The organism is Geobacillus sp. PK12, assembly GCF_004123125.1.
GTDB lineage: Bacteria > Bacillota > Bacilli > Bacillales > Anoxybacillaceae > Geobacillus > Geobacillus zalihae.
The window spans coordinates 1-16,194 of record NZ_SDKL01000007.1 but is presented as its reverse complement, the minus strand read 5'-3'; the positions used below and the strand labels follow the sequence as shown (position 1 = coordinate 16,194).

General features: G+C 51.6%; 17 protein-coding genes. 12 read left to right on the top strand and 5 right to left on the bottom strand.

The genetic code is table 11. The annotated features are described in order from the left end of the window. The first annotated feature begins 175 nt into the window (after nt 1-175). The 3 genes from nirD (at nt 176) to ETR37_RS04400 (ending at nt 4,039) form a co-directional block, all read left to right on the top strand. The gene (gene nirD, locus ETR37_RS04410) at nt 176-478 is read left to right on the top strand and encodes a nitrite reductase small subunit NirD (protein WP_033006119.1); all 303 of its coding nucleotides are present in this window, start codon (nt 176-178) and stop codon (nt 476-478) included. A gap of 11 nt (nt 479-489) precedes the next feature. After that, nucleotides 490-2,637, top strand: coding sequence for an assimilatory nitrate reductase catalytic subunit NasC (gene nasC, locus ETR37_RS04405; RefSeq protein ID WP_129446934.1), 2,148 nt, complete (start codon nt 490-492; stop codon nt 2,635-2,637). 199 nt (nt 2,638-2,836) lie between these two features. After that, a complete protein-coding gene (locus ETR37_RS04400; RefSeq protein WP_129446933.1) occupies nt 2,837-4,039 on the top strand; it encodes a nitrate/nitrite transporter in 1,203 nt (400 codons plus the stop codon). A gap of 225 nt (nt 4,040-4,264) precedes the next feature. Here the strand turns inward: ETR37_RS04400 and ETR37_RS19060 are convergent, their stop codons facing one another. Further along, nucleotides 4,265-4,402 (bottom strand): hypothetical protein, encoded by a 138-nt coding sequence (locus tag ETR37_RS19060; RefSeq protein WP_015374950.1) that lies wholly within the window; start codon nt 4,400-4,402, stop codon nt 4,265-4,267. Continuing rightward, nucleotides 4,362-4,577 (bottom strand): Fur-regulated basic protein FbpA, encoded by a 216-nt coding sequence (locus ETR37_RS04395; protein ID WP_015374949.1) that lies wholly within the window; start codon nt 4,575-4,577, stop codon nt 4,362-4,364. Before ETR37_RS04395 ends, ETR37_RS19060 begins: the two co-directional genes overlap by 41 nt. Before the next feature lie 180 nt (nt 4,578-4,757). Between ETR37_RS04395 and ETR37_RS04390 the strand changes: the two genes are divergently transcribed. The 5 genes from ETR37_RS04390 to ETR37_RS04365 all read left to right on the top strand — a co-directional run bounded on the left by ETR37_RS04390 (nt 4,758) and on the right by ETR37_RS04365 (nt 9,673). Further along, a complete protein-coding gene (locus ETR37_RS04390) occupies nt 4,758-5,063 on the top strand; it encodes a MerR family transcriptional regulator (protein WP_081133016.1) in 306 nt (101 codons plus the stop codon). Between the two features lie 458 nt (nt 5,064-5,521). After that, entirely contained in the window at nt 5,522-6,097 is a 576-nt protein-coding gene (locus tag ETR37_RS04380; RefSeq protein WP_033006121.1) for a YkoP family protein, read from the top strand. A gap of 60 nt (nt 6,098-6,157) precedes the next feature. Beyond that, nucleotides 6,158-7,006, top strand: coding sequence for a metallophosphoesterase (locus ETR37_RS04375; protein ID WP_015374942.1), 849 nt, complete (start codon nt 6,158-6,160; stop codon nt 7,004-7,006). A 171-nt stretch (nt 7,007-7,177) separates the two neighbouring features. Further along, the gene (locus tag ETR37_RS04370) at nt 7,178-8,683 is read left to right on the top strand and encodes a Na+/H+ antiporter NhaC family protein (RefSeq protein WP_015374941.1); all 1,506 of its coding nucleotides are present in this window, start codon (nt 7,178-7,180) and stop codon (nt 8,681-8,683) included. A 63-nt stretch (nt 8,684-8,746) separates the two neighbouring features. Further along, nucleotides 8,747-9,673: an endonuclease I family protein gene (locus ETR37_RS04365; RefSeq protein WP_015374940.1), complete on the top strand. Its 927-nt coding sequence runs from the start codon at nt 8,747-8,749 to the stop codon at nt 9,671-9,673. A gap of 161 nt (nt 9,674-9,834) precedes the next feature. Here ETR37_RS04365 and ETR37_RS04360 read toward each other — a convergent pair whose 3' ends face one another. After that, on the bottom strand, nt 9,835-10,794 hold the full coding sequence (locus tag ETR37_RS04360; protein ID WP_015374939.1) for a bile acid:sodium symporter family protein: 960 nt from the start codon (nt 10,792-10,794) through the stop codon (nt 9,835-9,837). Between the two features lie 227 nt (nt 10,795-11,021). Between ETR37_RS04360 and ETR37_RS04355 the strand changes: the two genes are divergently transcribed. Genes ETR37_RS04355 through ETR37_RS04345 form a run of 3 tightly spaced genes read left to right on the top strand, consistent with a single transcriptional unit; the run spans nt 11,022 to nt 13,400 of the window. Beyond that, entirely contained in the window at nt 11,022-11,243 is a 222-nt protein-coding gene (locus tag ETR37_RS04355) for a FeoA family protein (protein ID WP_015374938.1), read from the top strand. Continuing rightward, on the top strand, nt 11,244-13,238 hold the full coding sequence (gene feoB / locus ETR37_RS04350) for a ferrous iron transport protein B (RefSeq protein ID WP_129446931.1): 1,995 nt from the start codon (nt 11,244-11,246) through the stop codon (nt 13,236-13,238). It begins immediately after the preceding gene. A 15-nt stretch (nt 13,239-13,253) separates the two neighbouring features. After that, nucleotides 13,254-13,400, top strand: coding sequence for a FeoB-associated Cys-rich membrane protein (locus tag ETR37_RS04345; protein ID WP_129446929.1), 147 nt, complete (start codon nt 13,254-13,256; stop codon nt 13,398-13,400). 489 nt (nt 13,401-13,889) lie between these two features. Here ETR37_RS04345 and ETR37_RS04340 read toward each other — a convergent pair whose 3' ends face one another. Continuing rightward, nucleotides 13,890-14,312 (bottom strand): type II toxin-antitoxin system death-on-curing family toxin, encoded by a 423-nt coding sequence (locus ETR37_RS04340; RefSeq protein WP_129446928.1) that lies wholly within the window; start codon nt 14,310-14,312, stop codon nt 13,890-13,892. A 20-nt stretch (nt 14,313-14,332) separates the two neighbouring features. Then, on the bottom strand, nt 14,333-14,614 hold the full coding sequence (locus ETR37_RS04335) for an AbrB/MazE/SpoVT family DNA-binding domain-containing protein (protein ID WP_049626673.1): 282 nt from the start codon (nt 14,612-14,614) through the stop codon (nt 14,333-14,335). 408 nt (nt 14,615-15,022) lie between these two features. Between ETR37_RS04335 and ETR37_RS04325 the strand changes: the two genes are divergently transcribed. After that, a complete protein-coding gene (locus ETR37_RS04325) occupies nt 15,023-15,619 on the top strand; it encodes a DUF5317 domain-containing protein (RefSeq protein WP_094238747.1) in 597 nt (198 codons plus the stop codon). The last annotated feature ends 575 nt before the right edge of the window (nt 15,620-16,194 follow it).

Below are 16,194 nucleotides of genomic sequence, written 5' to 3'. Positions count from 1 at the left end.
TTGATCATGGGTTAGGATCAATGCTGGAACGAAGAGAGGGAAATGATGGCCATCGTCCAGCCGGAAACGAGGTTTTCGTTTGCGAAACGACGATTTTACGTTGTTGTTCATGAAAGTTTGTAAAGGAATGGCCAAACAGGATCAGACATCGATGCAGGGGGAGGACGAAGAGAGGATGAAGGTGGAAGTGGGAACATTGGAACAGCTGCCGAAGCGGCTCGGAAAATGCGTGCGGGTCGGGAATCGTGAGCTGGCGTTGTTCCGGACGGGTGACGATCAAGTATTTGCCGTTGAAAACCGCTGTCCGCATAGAGGAGGTGATCTGTCGCAAGGCATTGTCAGCGGCGAGTATGTGTTTTGTCCGCTTCATGATTGGAAAATTTGCTTAAGAGACGGTCAGGCACAGGCGCCGGATGAAGGGTGTGTCAAAACGTACCGCGCGGCGGTGAAAGACGGCTTGGTATATGTCGAGCTGTAGGAAGCGGGGGAATGGCGATGACGAACGAATTGCTGCGCTACTTTCGCGCCAAGGAAAAAGAACGGGCGTCAGAAACGGCTGCCGCGACGCAATGTCCGTTTTGCAGCGTCCAGTGCACGCTTCAGCTGGTGGAGGAGCGGATTGTAGAGCGGCGCCGCTACAAGGCGGTCCCGACCGACAACCCGACGTCCAACGGCCGCCTTTGTTTAAAGGGGATGAACGCCCACCAGCACGCTTTGCATCCCGAGCGGCTGTTGGTTCCGCTTGCGAAAGTGGACGGCCGGTTTGTGCGGGTCCGTTGGGAGGAGGCGCTTTCGCTGATCGCGGAACGAATCATCTACATTCAGAAGGAAGATGGAGTCGATGCGTTTGCTGTTTACGGCGGCGGATCCTTGACGAACGAGGAGGCGTATTTGCTCGGGAAATTTGCCCGCGTGGCGCTCAAGACGCGGCACATCGACTACAACGGCCGTTTTTGCATGTCGGCGGCCGCGGCCGCGATGAACGACGCGTTTGGTCTTGACCGCGGGTTGACGAATCCGCTCTCCGACATTCCACTCGCCCAGACGATCATTTTGGCTGGGACCAATGTCGCCGAATGCCAGCCGACGTTGATGCCGTATGTTTACGAAGCGAAGAAGAACGGCGCTTTTATCATCGTGGTGGATCCGCGGGAAACGAAAACGGCGGCGTTGGCGGATCTGCACCTGCCGCTCAAGCCCGGAACGGATGCGGCGCTGGCCGTCGGCATCGGGAAAGTGCTGCTTGACGAAGGATATATCGATGAAGCGTTTGTGCGCGAGCGGACGGTTGGGTTTGCCGAATGGAAACAGCACATAGAAGCAGTGGAGATGGATGAGATCGTCCGGCTGACTGACGTGCCGGAAGAGAAGATTCGCTTGGCGGCGCGAAAGTACGGGGAGGCGGCCGATGCGATCGTGCTCACGGCGCGCGGCTTGGAGCAGCAGACGGACGGCTATGCGGCGGTCAGACAGTGGATCAACGTCGTGCTGGCAACCGGAAACATCGGCCGTCCTGGCTCTGGGTTTGGCTCGATCACCGGACAAGGGAACGGGCAGGGCGGGCGCGAGCATGGACAAAAAGCCGATCAGCTGCCGGGCTACCGAAGCATTGAGCATCCGCAACACCGGCGGTATATCGCAAGCGTATGGGGCGTTGCGCCGGATGAGCTGCCGCGAAAGGGGGTGTCAGCGTATGAAATGATGCAAAAGATCGATGCGGGCGAGATCACCGGGCTGTTGGTCATGGGGTCGAACCCCGTCGTCTCGAGCCCGAATGCGGCGTTTGTGGCCAAAGCGATGCAAAAACTGAAGTTTCTTGTCGTTGCGGATATGTTTTTGTCCGAAACAGCCGAGCTGGCCGATCTCGTGCTGCCTGTTTCGTCGTATTTGGAAGACGAAGGCACGGTGACGAACGTCGAAGGGCGGGTGTGCTTTCGGCCGGCGGCGCGAAAACGGCTGGGAGAGGTGAAGCACGATTGGGAAATTTTGTGTGATATCGCTTGCAAGCTTGGCAAAGGCCGCTTCTTCCCGTTCACGTCAGCCGAAGAGATTTTCAACGAACTGCGGTTGGCGAGCCGCGGCGGCAAAGCAGATTATTACGGTGTGACGTATGAGCGGCTTCGGCGCGAACGTGTCTACTGGCCTTGCCCCGATCCGCATCATCCTGGGACTCCTCGGTTGTTTACGGAACGGTTTGCTCATCCGGACGGCAAGGCTCGGTTTGCGGTTTTGCCGTTTCGGCCGGAGAAAGAGGAGACGGATGAATGGTATCCGCTTTATTTAACGACCGGACGGGTGCTTGCTCATTATTTGAGCGGAACGCAAACGCGGCGGAGCCCGGCGCTTTCGGCGCGGCAGCCGGAGGCGGTCGTGGAAATCCACCCGAGGACGGCCAAACGATACGGGATCGGCCCAGGGATGCTTGTGCGCATTGAAACGCGCCGCGGTGCGGCGGTCGTCCGCAGCCGATACAATGACCAAATTCGCGAGGATACGATTTTTGTCCCGTTCCACTGGAGCGGCCTTGGGCAAATCAACAACGTCACATCCGATGAGCTCGATCCGCATTGCCGCATGCCGGCGTTTAAGCGGTGCGCAGCTCGGGTGCGGCCAGTGGTCGATTTAGGGAGAAATTGACTTGTGTGGTTCATTTCGCCGGAAAAAGCGCTCTCTTTTCCGTCCGCGGCGGGGAATCATCCCCAGCGGGGCGCGCGGACCGAGACGCGCCATAAGAAAAAAAACTTCCCGGCAATACGGCGGGAAGTAGGTGGAGAAATCGCTTTCATTTCCATTTTAGCATAACGAACATTCTGTGCCAAGGGGGAGTTGGGGGAAGATGGCGAGAAAATCGTTTTGGCGCGTCGGGCATGCGCCGACGCTATTGTCGTCGTTTCTCTATTTTGATATTAGTTTCATGATTTGGAACTTGCTTGGTGCGCTCGGGGTGTTTGTCGCTGAACAGTTTGCGCTCACACCGGCGGAAAAAGGGCTGATGGTCGCCATTCCGGTGTTGGGCGGGGCGCTGCTTCGCATTCCGATGGGGCTTTTGGCAGACCGCTGGGGCGGGAAGCGGGCCGGTCTGCTTGGCATGGCGGTGACGGCTATGCCGCTTGTGTGGGGCTGGCGGTTTGCAGATCAGATGACGGATGTGTATGCGCTCGGATTTTTATTAGGGGTGGGCGGAGCCAGCTTCGCTGTTGCCTTGCCGCTCGCGAGCCGCTGGTATCCGAAAGAGTATCAAGGGCTGGCCATGGGGATCGCCGGGGCCGGCAACAGCGGGACGGTGCTGGCGACGCTGTTTGGTCCGCGCCTGGCGGAGATGTATGGTTGGAACGCGGTGTTCGGGTTGGCGCTCGTACCGCTTGTTGTCGTCTTCCTTTTGTTCGCTTGGCTGGCGCGTGAATGTCCAACAGCGGTGAAGCCCATTTCCTTGCGTGAATACCGAGCAGTCCTCCAGCGAAAAGAAGCATGGCTGTTTTGTTTCTTCTACAGCTTGTCATTCGGCGGATTTGTGGGGCTGACGGGTTACTTGGGCATTTTCTTCTTTGATGAATACGGCATCAGCAAAGTCACGGCCGGCGATTTCGTCACCGCCGTCGTGTTTGCGGGCAGTTTCATCCGGCCGATTGGCGGCTATATCGCCGACCGGATCGGGGGAATGCGGCTTCTTTCCTTGTTGTTTGCCGCTGGGACTTTGTTGCTGGCTTGCATCGGTACATTGCCGTCTCTTTTCGTCCTGTTCGGATTGATGGTTGCTCTTTTCCTTTGTTTTGGCGCGGCGAACGGTGCGTTGTTCCAAGTTGTTCCGACGTGGTTTCCGAAAGAGGTTGGCTTGTTGACGGGCATCATTGGCGCCGCTGGCGGACTGGGAGGGTTTTTGCTGCCGAACGTGCTCGGGGTGATGAAGCAGTGGACCGGTTCTTCGGCGTATGGGTTTTGGATGCTGGTCTTCGTTTTCATGGCCGCGGTAATGGCTGCTCGCCGCCTTCAAGGAACTACGGTTGCGGTCGAATCGTTCTCTCAAAAAGCAGCAGAATGAATAGGGTAACCCAAAGAGACGCTGCAAACTTTCAAAGGAAATCGTTTGATTGAACGAAAAAACTGGTGGAACACAGTCCTTTCTTTAGGTTGACAAAGAGGGGGGGTTCGCGGCGTTTCTTAAGTTTTTCCAGCCTTGGCGCTGATTTCGGAAGGATTTCTATTGAAGAATGAGGGTGAAAAAAGGTGCCCGTGAAGAAATTCAGGGCACTTTCGCATGATCGTTTTATAATCGATTTTGCAAAAATCGAAGCAGCTCATCCGCTTGATTGCCGATGAGGGCGATCAGCTGTTCAAACATCGCATCGCGCTCGAGGTCAAGTTCAATGATGCGCTTGGCCAGTTCGAGGGCTTGTTTGTCCATGGCGGCGTCCTCCTTCGATCGTCTGGGCGGGGTGGAATCGTTCATATTCGCGGCGCAGTTCGGCCATTGTCCACTCTTCGAGACGCTCGCGGTCGGCGGCTAAGCCGAACTGCATCAGTCGTTCGATGTAAAATTGCTTTTTCTTCCGCACGGCGCTTCTCATCCATGTCCCCATTCGATTCCCTCCCTGTTTTTACCTTTACCATATCATCTTTTTCTTCAGCATACAGCAAATGTGTTAAGCACATTTACAGGAAATTTAAAAAATATGTTAATTTTATTTACAAAAGTTAGCGGGCTAACATCATTTTTTGTATAATTACGTTAGAAAATATAACGAATTGAGGTGAGGAGTATGACAGCTCATCCGCAAGAAGATCACTACAAATACAAAAAAGTCATTTCGATCGGGGTTGTCAGTGAACTGACCGGGCTGTCGCAGCGGCAAATTCGTTATTACGAGGAACGGAAGCTGGTGTTCCCTGACCGTTCCAAAGGAATTCGCAAATATTCGTTCGCTGATGTGGAGCAGTTGATGAAAATCGCCAATCAGCGCGAGGAAGGGGTATCGACGTGGGAAATCCGTCAGGAAATGACGAAAGAGCTGCGTGAGCGGATGTTGAAAGGGCAAATGAATGCGCATTTTCGGATGCATTCCTAGAAGGCAGGTGAAAAATGGCTGTCACGCGCAAATCAGCGGCATTTCGCCAAAAAAGAAAGATGGCCTCGCAAGGTTTCTCTAATTGAAAAACGTCTGGGATCAGCAACTTTTTGTACTAAATCACCAGCCCTCTAGGGGTTCGGACAGATTCGAATTTTGGATGCATCCCTGCTTGGAAGCAGAGCATGCGGAAAACCGCCTGGCCGTGTGCCAACAGGATGTAAACACAGCGGCGTTTGTCCAATAATAAGAGCATAGTTGCTTGGCGCGCACAGAGATTCGTGCGCGCTTTTTTTTGATAAAGCCTCGAGCAGGGGACGAAATGGAACTGGACCTCAGTACGCGCGTCTCCCGACTGGTCATGCAGCGATCTTTTCTCCTTTTTTCTCCATTTATAATGCCGCTCGATCGATTCCATAATGTAAATGGATAGAACGAGCAGGGGAAGGATGCCGCCAATGAGAAGCAAAGCGACGCAGTGGCTGTTGTCTGTATGGGGACTGATGGATCCACTCTATTATGCATGTTCCCGCCTTGAATATGCTGGTGGGAAAGAGAACGGCTGTCGTTCCATTTTTCGCGTCCGTTTGCTTCGATACAAGGGTGAAACCATTCACCTTTCGGACGGAACGACGATTGCGGCCAATGACTGGCTGTTGAAAATTCACCTTCATAATGTTCGTCTGCTTCGCGAACTGATGCAGTATCGAAGCGATATTCAAAAAGGACGTTATATTTTCGAACAAGTGAAGGCCAGTTTGCCGTATGTTGCCCATTATCTTTACCATCACGAACAGTCCGCCAGCATAAAAGGGATTATCGGCGTGACGATGTTAAACAAAGGTTGTGAGAGACTCGGATTTGATGTCATTAACATTGGCAATTCATTTTACCGTTGGTTTAAAATGGCATCCCATTGGCCGATGATGACAGTGGCCCAACACCGTCTCATGCCGCTTGTCCGTCCGCCGAAATATTTGGTGATGTCAAAGGGAAAATTGTTTTCGTTGTACGGCTGCCATCTCATCCACTAACTCCCTCTTTCTTCTCTCCTCCATTTCACTATAATGGGTATCGAGGGAGGAGAGAAGACGATGACATTCTTTTTTGTTTTTCTTGCAATCTTGTCATTGCTTGCTTTGGTCATTCGCAAAGCCCACCGCAATACGTATGAAGCGGTTTTGCATAAAGTCCAAGTCGGTCGTTCAGAGGATGGAGATGGAGCCCTTCGGATTTTGCAGCTATCGGATTTGCATCTTGAAAAACTGTCGATCACCCCGGACGATTTATACGAAAAGCTGAAAGAGGAAGCGATCGATTTGATCGCGTTGACGGGCGACTTTTTGGACCGTGAGGAAAGCATCGCCAAGCTCGGTCCGTATTTGGCCGCGCTGAATGCATTGAAACCGACGTACGGCATGTATGCGGTGTTTGGCAACCACGATTACGTGCTGCAAGGCGAACCGTTTGCGCGCTTGAAAGCGACGCTTGAGGCGCACGGCTGCGTCGTCTTGCAAAACGAGACGAAAACGATCACCGTCAACGGTCAAACCGTCAATATCATCGGCATCGATGACTTTTACACGGGGCGCAGCGACATCGAAAAGGCGTATGCGGGCGTGAAAGACGGCATCAACCTTGTGTTGACGCACGATCCGGACATCGTGCCGCATATGAAAGACTATCATTTTGACTACTTGTTGTCCGGCCATTTCCACGGCGGACAAATTCATTGGCCAAAGCCGTACCATTTGGCGAAAATGAGCAAAACGCTCACCGAGCGGAACATGATCAAAGGTTATCATGAATGGGAGGGAAAACCGTTTTATATCAACGAAGGGCTTGGGCAAACCGGGGTGAACATCCGGATCGGCTCGAAGCCGGAAGTGACGCTCCACTTGTTGGCGCTGCCGTCCCGAAGAGAAGCGGTGAAAGCTGTCTAATTGGCAGCTTTTTATTTTTTTAGGTAGGAAAGCGGTTTCGCTTGCGCGTGCCACCATGCGGCGCGCTTTTTGTGTAGACTCGTCTCCCCGTTGTTGGGGGAAAATCAATGACAGTTTGCATAGACAAGGGAAACCATCGCCATACTTTTTAAAGAAAGGAGTGAATGGCCAATGGAACCGTCGTGGAAAGCTCTCTTGCCATTTTTAGTTGTCATCCCGATTTCGATTTGGACGAAGCAAGTCATCCCCGGGCTGTTTGTCGGGCTGTTGGTTGGCAGTTATTTGATGACCCCGTCCTTGCTTGGCGGGTTGCGGACGATGCTTCATTACGTTGTTGACAACTTAATGCAGACGAACAACATTCGCATCATCATTTTCTTGTATGTGTTCGCCGGTCTTGTGAGCATGATCAAATACACCGGCGGAATCAAAGGATTTGTCCATCTCGTCAGCCAAAAAGTGAAATCGGCCAAAACCGCTATGCTGCTGACGTGGATTTCGACGATGGTGACGTTTAGCGACCCCGATTTTCGCATCGTCACCGTCGCGCCGATCATGAAGGCGCTGCGCAAACGGCTCGGGCTGTCGTCCCAGCAAATCGGCTTTGCCATTGAGGTGACATCCAACCCGGTTGTCGCGCTCATCCCAATTGCCACCGCGTTTGTCGGCTATATGGTGTCGGTCATCGATAAGGCGCTTGATACGGCCGGCATCGGCGCGGAGCCGTACATCGTGTACGTCCGAAGCATTCCGTTTAACTTTTTCTCGTATGCCATTATTGCCGTCGGGCTCTACTACAGTTTTTTTGTCTATTCGCGCCAAAAACAAGCAGCAGTAAGCGAAAAGCGGAAAGAGGCGCCGATTCGGAGCTGGAACGAGCGGTTGGCGCTCGAAATGGCGGAAGAACAGCGGCCGGCTGACCATGAACCCAATGAAGCGCAAGGGGAAGAAGGGGACGCGATGCAGACATGCCCGCGCGCCTACCAAAAAGAAACGCCGGTCAAGCCGTGGAATTTGATCGTTCCGCTTTCGATCGTGCTTGTCTTGACGTTGTTTTTAAGCTGGTGGGACGGCCGCCGGGGGGCAAGAACGTTTTGGCAGGCGTTTTTGCAAAGCGATGCGCTCGGCGCGATGTTGGAGGCGCTGTTGTTTACCGTCATCATTACAGTTGCTTTCTTCCTTTGGCAGCGATTTAAATTGAACGATTTGTTGACGCATTTTGTCAAAGGCGGCAATGAGCTGATTTCCGTCATTTTAATGCTGGCGCTCATTTGGGCGCTGTCGGCTGTGGCGGAGGATTTAGGGTTTTCGCAATACATTACGGGCCATGTCAAAGAATGGATTCCGCCGTTTTTCGTCGCCCCGATTTTGTTTTTGCTTGGCGCTGTCATTTCCTATTTCATCGGCTCGTCGTGGGGGACGTGGGGGATGTTGATGCCGCTTGGCGTAACGCTAGCGAGCCAGTCGGGAACGAACATTTTGCCGGTCATCGGCGCGGTGTTTGCGAGCGGGACGTTCGGGGCGTTTGCGTCGCCGCTTAGCGACAATACGGTGACGCTTTGCACCATTTTGGATTTGCCGGTGATGGAATACGCGCGAACGAAGCTGATTCCGTCGTTGATCGCCGCCGGCATCGCCGCCGTTTTGTTCGGCGCGACATCGTTTCTTTTGCATTAACGCCGTTATCGCCCTCTTTCGCCTTCCGTGATACACTAAAAGAAAAAAGAAAGGGGAACGCTGATGGGAGAGGCGGAACGGCGGCTTGAGGAGCTCGGCCAATGGCGGGAGGAAGATCCGAAAGAACGGCTCGAGCAGCTGAATGAGCGGCTCGCGGTGGAGGATGCGTATTATCGGGCCGCAGAAGATGAGAGGGCGCGCGAACGGTATTACCGCCATCTGCCGCTTGAAGGGGACGGATTGATGTTGTTTGTCCGCTATCATGAACTGGCGGCGCACACCCATAAGCGGCGGCTGCCGTATTTTTTCAGCAAGGATGAGTATTTGTACACATGGGTCGACTTGCACCCGGACGGAACGGTGCGCAGCTTGTATTCCGGCGAGCGGAAAGATCCACGAACACTGATCGTTCAAGATGTGGAAACGATGAAGCGGCGTTATGAAGAGTTTCGTCAACTGTTGAGAAGGACGAAAAATGGATGGGGCGATGTGCACGAGCGGGTGAACACGATCGAGCAGCAATGGAAATTCAATGCGGAACATGTTGTCCCGCAGTCGTGGTTTGGCGCCCGCGAACCGATGAAAGGCGATTTGCATCATTTATTCGTTTGCCAGCCGGAGTGCAATACGATGCGGTCGAATTTTCCGTACGCGGATTTCCCGTTTTACAATCCGGAAGATCCCGACGAGCAAATCCAAAACCGCTGCGGCGTCGTCCATAACGGCTATTTCGAGCCGGAATACGGCAAAGGGACGGCGGCAAGGGCGATGCTTTACTTTCTGCTTCGCTACCCGAAGGCGATCGCGAAATCATTCCGGCGCAAAATCGATATTCCGCTCCTTGTCCGTTGGCACGAACAATTTCCGCCAACGGTGTATGAGCATCATCGCAACAGCGCGATTTTCTTCATCCAAGGCAACCGCAATCCGTTCATTGATTTCCCGGAACTAGCGGGAAGGATGGTGTTTCCGTTTGAGGGGGCGCTGTGAAATGAGATTGAGGGCGGATGTCCGCTTTTTGTTTCCAAAGAGCGCCTAATCGTCCGAGAGCGGAAAAACAGCGTGATAATAGGCAGAAAAGCTGTCTCCGAAAAACGGTCGTTTCATTTCGGGAGACAGCTTTTTTGCGGCTAAACAAAGCGTGAGAGAGGTCAAGCGGAAATCGTTTGTTCATCCGTTGCCTGGCGGTCTGCTTGTTTGCGGAAGTACGTTGCGACAATCGGGCCGGAAATATTGTGCCAGACGCTGAAAATAGCGCTTGGAACGGCGGCGAGCGGCGAAAAATGGGCGGTCGCTAAAGCCGCACCAAGCCCAGAGTTTTGCATGCCCACTTCAATGGAAATCGCCTTTTGTTTTGGCGGCGACAGGCGAAACAGTTTGGCAAACCAATACCCAAGCAGCAAGCCCAATCCGTTATGAACAACGACAATAAGAAAAATCAGAAGCCCGCTTTTGGCAATGGCCGCTTGGTTTTGCCCGACGACGGCGGCGACGATGGCAACAATGGCGATGACCGAAACGAGCGGCAGCGCCGGGATGCACGCTTTTACTTGCTTTTGGAACAGCGCCTGGGCGATGAGCCCTAAAACAATCGGAATCAGCACGACTTTAACGATCGACCAAAACAAGGCGGCAGCGGACACCGACAGCCATTTTCCCGCTAAAAGCAAAATGAGCGACGGCGTCAAAATCGGCGCTAAAATCGTCGAAACAGAAGTGACGGCGACCGACAGCGCCGTATCCCCTTTCGCCAAATACGTCATGACGTTGGACGCCGTCCCGCCCGGGCAGCAGCCGACTAAAATAATGCCGAGCGCCACCTCACGTGAAACCGGCAGAAAGTAAGCGAGCAAAAACGCGACAAGCGGCATGATGAGAAACTGGGCAACGACGCCGATTAACACATCAAGCGGACGCTTGAACACCTCTTTAAAATCGTTCGCTGACAGCGTCAATCCCATGCCAAACATCACGATGCCTAGAAGCGGCACGATATACGGAGCGATCCACGTAAATGCGCTGGGAGCGAAAAAGGCGAGCGCTCCAAACAGAAGCACCCAGATGGCAAAGGTGTTGCCGACAAAGTTGCTGATTTTTCCTAGTGTGTTCATTGAGCTTCCTCCTTGAGCAAAGATGGGAAAGATATACAAAAGATTATATACACTTTTCAGAAAAATTCAACTGATGAGGTGGCGAATTTTGAAGAAATGATGACAATGAGGAATGATTGTGAAAAAAGTCACTCCTTTCTTCTTTGCTTATGGTATGATTGGAATTGAGAAGAAGAATCATTATTGAATCACAGGAGAGACGGATAGAAAAACAGGGGGAAATGATCATGGTGCTGACTGATTTGCATAAAGGGGAAACAGCGGTCGTCGTCCGTCTGGCCATTGAGCAGGAGGCACTGAAACAGCGTCTTCTTCATCTAGGGGTGAAAGAAGGGAAAACGGTGCGGTTGAAAGCCGCGATGCCGTTTGGCGGACCGGTGATGATCGAAATCGATGGACAGGCGATCGGCTTGCGGCGCAAAGAGGCGTCATCGATCGAGGTGAAATAAATGTCCTACATCGCTTTATTTGGCAATCCAAACACCGGCAAAACGTCATTGTTTAACTGCTTAACTGGGTCTTATGAATATGTGGGCAACTGGAGCGGGGTGACGGTCGAGAAAAAAATCGGAGTGCTCCGCCAGCACGGGGTTTCGGTGGTCGACTTGCCCGGCGTGTATTCGCTTCAGCCGCTGTCGCGTGATGAAGGAGTGGCGACCGATTTTTTATTGACCGAGCCGTGCTCAGCGATTGTCAATATCGTTGACGCGTCACAACTTCAGCGCAACTTGCATTTGACGGTTCAGCTATTGGAATTTGGCCGCCCGCTCATCATCGCTTTGAATATGGTGGATGTCGCTGAAAAACGCGGCGTCAAAATCGATGCCGCCAAGCTGTCACGCCATCTCGGCGTCCCAGTTGTTCCGGTCATCGCCCGAACGGGAAAGGGGACAAAGGAGTTATCGCGCACCATTTTGTCGGCAAAAGACGGACACCATTCCCGCATTTTTATTGATTACGGCGTTGAGGTGGAACGCGCGATCCGCCGCATTGCCGAGCAGCTGCCGGACGATGTGCCTGGAAACAAACGATGGGCGGCGTTGCAGTTCCTTGAAGGAAACGAGCGCATCGCCGCCTATTTGCGCGGGCGGTTGGATCTTTCTCCGCTTCTAGAAGCCCGCGCAGAGGCGGAACAGAAGCTCGGATCTTCGGTCGCCGAACAGATTTATGAGACGCGTGACCGCTGGATCGGTGAGGCGATCGCTGTTGCGGCGATCGCGCTTGAGAACAAACCGTTGACATGGACGGAAAAAATCGATGTGGTTGTGACAAACCGTTATGTCGGGCTGCCGATTTTTTTGGCGCTGATGTATCTCGTGTTTATGCTCACGTTTAACTGGCTTGGGACGCCGCTTGCCGATCAGCTTGACGCTTTCTTCTCAGGGCCGTTCACTGATTGGCTGTCCCGTCTTCTCGACTGGGCGGGGGCGTCGCCGTTTATCAAGGCACTCGTTTTGGACGGGATTGTCGCTGGGGTCGGCGGGGTGTTGGTGTTTGTGCCGCAAATTTTCATTTTGTTCTTTTTCATTTCTTTGCTTGAAGACTCCGGATATATGGCGCGCGTGGCGATGGTGATGGACCGGATGATGGAAGCGATCGGGTTAAACGGCAAGGCGTTTATCCCGATGATCATTGGCTTTGGCTGCAACGTTCCTGGAGTGATGGCGGCGCGCACGATCGAGCAGCCGAAAGAACGGCTGTTGACGATCTTGGCGCTGCCGTTTATGTCGTGTTCCGCCCGCTTGCCGGTGTACGCCTTGTTTGCCGGCACGTTTTTCGTCCGCGAACAGGCGCTTGTCGTCTTTTCGCTTTACGTGCTTGGCATTGTAGTGGCTTTGGGGCTCGCCAAGTTGTTCTCATCGACGCTCTTGAAAAACGAAAGTTCGCTGTTTGTCATTGAACTGCCGCCATACCGCGTGCCGCAGGCGCTCACGTTATGGCGGAGCACATGGGAGAAAGGGAAAGGATTCATCCGCAAAGCAGGAACCTTTATTTTCGGCGGTTCGGTCGCCATTTGGCTGTTGACGTATATCGGGCCGCATGGGGTCGGCGTCGCGATGGATGACAGCTTTCTCGCCGCCATCGGCGGCCTCATCGCTCCGTTGCTTGCCCCGCTTGGCTTTGGCGCCTGGCAGGCGGGCGCGGCTTTGATCACCGGCTTTTTGGCGAAAGAAGTTGTGGTGTCGACGATGAATATTATTTACCACGTTCATGAGGAGAATGGGCTGAAGCAGGTGATCGCCTCCCATTTCACGCCGCTGTCGGCGTTCAGCTTTATGGTGTTCGTCCTGCTTTATACGCCGTGTCTAGCGACGGTGGCGGCGATTCGCAAAGAAACCGGGTCGCGGAAATGGACGCTGTTGTCAATCGGATGCGCGCTGACGGTTGCGTATGTCATTTCGTTTGCCGTCTATCAGTTTGGGCATATGCTTGGTTATTCATGAAAGGAGAGAGAATCGATGATCGTGAATCTTGTGATCGGCGGAGCGATTTTTGCCTACGCCGGCTGGACGCTGGTTCGCCACGTGAAAAAAAGCGCCAAAGGGGCGTGCGCGTCATGCCATGTGGCTGACCATTGCCGAGGCAGCTGCGGGACGGAGAGGTAACCCGTTCAAGACGAACGGATTCCTGACGATGATCGGAATCCGTTTTTCTCATTTTCCGACGAAAGACTTTCGCTTCCATGTTGTAGGATAGCCAAAAAATAAGCGGGGATACAATGGGTAAGCTGCTTCAACGGACCATCCGTTTCAACGGGCTCTGGAGGACAAAAGATCAGGCCGCCCTTTGTTTTGGCTGTTGGGTGTTGTTGCCTCAATGATGGCCGAAACACCGGGGGTAGAAAGCTTTTTTCGTTCAACCGTTGAAACTCAAGGGAAGACCGTGAGTGTGGAGGATAAACTTTTGACAATACCTAAAAATTGAGGATAGCGAAAAGGCGGCTTTGGATCAAGGTTCGCACAGTTGTGTAAAAACAAAGCAGCAAAAAACGACGTTGTGGTCCTGTCATCCAAGTTTACTGGGTTGGCGATGGAATTTCACGCAATAATTGAACTTGACCCGGCTTTGGCCCGCTCTTTTCCTCACTCTTTTCCTCACTCTTTTCGTTTTTGGATGGGACGGATGTAACTCTCTAATTCGTGGGCAAGATGCTGGATGCAATCATTTCCTCGGAACTTGGCATCCTCGACAAGGTACACTGTGAAATTTTCCGCTTCTTTATTGGTCATCGTGAACTCATATCCATTCAAATCAAGGAACGTGACGAATACGGTTAAAGCCGTCCGCTTATTGCCGTTGTGGAAAATATGACCTGTCGCGATGGAATGGTAATAGCAGCAAGCCTTTTCAATAATCGAAGGGAACTGTTCCTCCCCGAACAATTTCGTTTTCGGTCTTTCCAACATCCACGCGAATTTATCGGGGAATTGGATCCCCGCTTGTTCTGCATCGTCGTACATTTCCATGACCGTGTAATGGATAAATATGATTTCTTCCGCTGTCAAATAATAAACCATGTTTTCCTCCAGCTGCTCCTTTATCTATATTTCAAGTTGCGCAGCGCTTCGTCATATTTGGAGATCGCGCGGTTCATCGCCATCGCGACTTCAGGACGGACTCCTTTTGGAATTCGGTTTGCGCGTTTCATCACGATTTCCCCTCGTTCCTTGTCGTAATATATTTCGATTTCATCGCCTTTATTTAGGTTTAGCATCGTGGCTAAATCTTTCGGGATGCTAACGGACAAACTATTCCCGACTTGGCTAATCCGACGTGTATACGTTTTGTCATTCTTGCTTCCCAACATTTCCGCGTCCATTTCTTTTTCATCTCCTTTCCATAATATGGACAAAAAGGACGTTTTTATCCATAAAATTATTACTGTATAAACAATTATAACAATGATCTTCCGAAAAGCAATACGGAATAATAAAAAAGGGCTTTTTGTCTTTCAACGAGAAAAACGCATGCCGCATTTGCAGTCGGGGGATCATTCCATTGAGGGTAGGTTCTTTGTCACTATTCAATGGATATACATGACGCTGTTTTTGTCGTTTCTTGTTTCAAAGAATGACGAAAACGAAAAGAAGGAAACGATATTCATCAAAATTTGTTTGTAGTTAGGACGAACGGACTATTTACATGGAATGAAAAAAACGGTAAAAATAGAAGTGAGGACATTAGTTTAGAAAAAAGAGAAAATTCTGTTTATCAAGGGGACAGCATTATGGTTTACGATGGAATCATTTTGTCGTTGTTGATCGGCTGGTTTCGCGGCGGAAGCCTGAAAGGGTTGGCCAACATGAAATTGCGCGGCGGTTGGCTGTTCCCGATCTTATTGGCGGTGCAGTTTGTGGTTTTTTTCCTGCAAGAGCGGGTCGCATGGATCTCGAGCATGAGCAACGGCATTTTTCTCCTCGTCTACATCACCGGGCTCGCGTTTTTATGGCTCAACCGCCATCAGCCGGGGTTTTCGGTCATCTTCGCCGGCGTCTTGCTTAACTTTATCGTCATGGCCGTAAACGGCGGACGGATGCCGGTATCGATCGAAGCCGCCCAATTTCTCGGCCGCGAATACATCGAAGCGTTAAAAGCCGGTCTGTACGGCAAGCACCAGGCGATCACATCGGATACGCTTCTGCCGTTTCTCGGCGACATCATTCCGCTGTCTCCACCGTACCCGCGCCAACAAGTCATCAGTATCGGCGACGTCGTGATGAACGTAGGGGCGTTCTTGTTCATCCAGCATCTGATGCTCAGTGCACCGCGGCATGGGGCAGACGATGCTGAGAAAGAAACAACGGCCGCTCCTGCGAATCAATAAATTAAGGGGAGGAGTTTATTTATGAAATGGAAACAAACTCTTATTAACCTGTTGATTATTGGGTCTGTGATTGTTGCATTGACATCGGGTATGAAGCTTGTGTAATAATGATTGTGTAATAACGATTGAAATGACGAGGGGCTGAAAACTGCCTCTCTTAGCTTTTTTATAAATTTTGAATTACTGAGAGTGATTTTGAATGGGAAATCGTATATCGTCTATCGGTGTCAAACTCTATATTTTAGGGATTTCTTTACTGGGTCTCTTTGTTTATTTTTTTCATTTGACCGTCTCATTTTTTTCTTTGAGTGATTGGGTTTTGATTTATGTATTAACAGCTTCTGTTCTTATAGTGAATCGTTTTTTGATTTACCTTCCCCCAAAAGGGAACTCTATTTCTATGGATTCATCGATTTATTTGGCTTGTTTATTTGTTTTTAATTTACATATTACGTTACTTGTGTTGGGAATATTTAGTTTTATATATGCCCTATATAAAAGAAGCATTGAATTATGGAAGCATTTATTTAATTTTTCCGTGAAAATCCCCACCACTTGGTGAGTGCGGTATACGC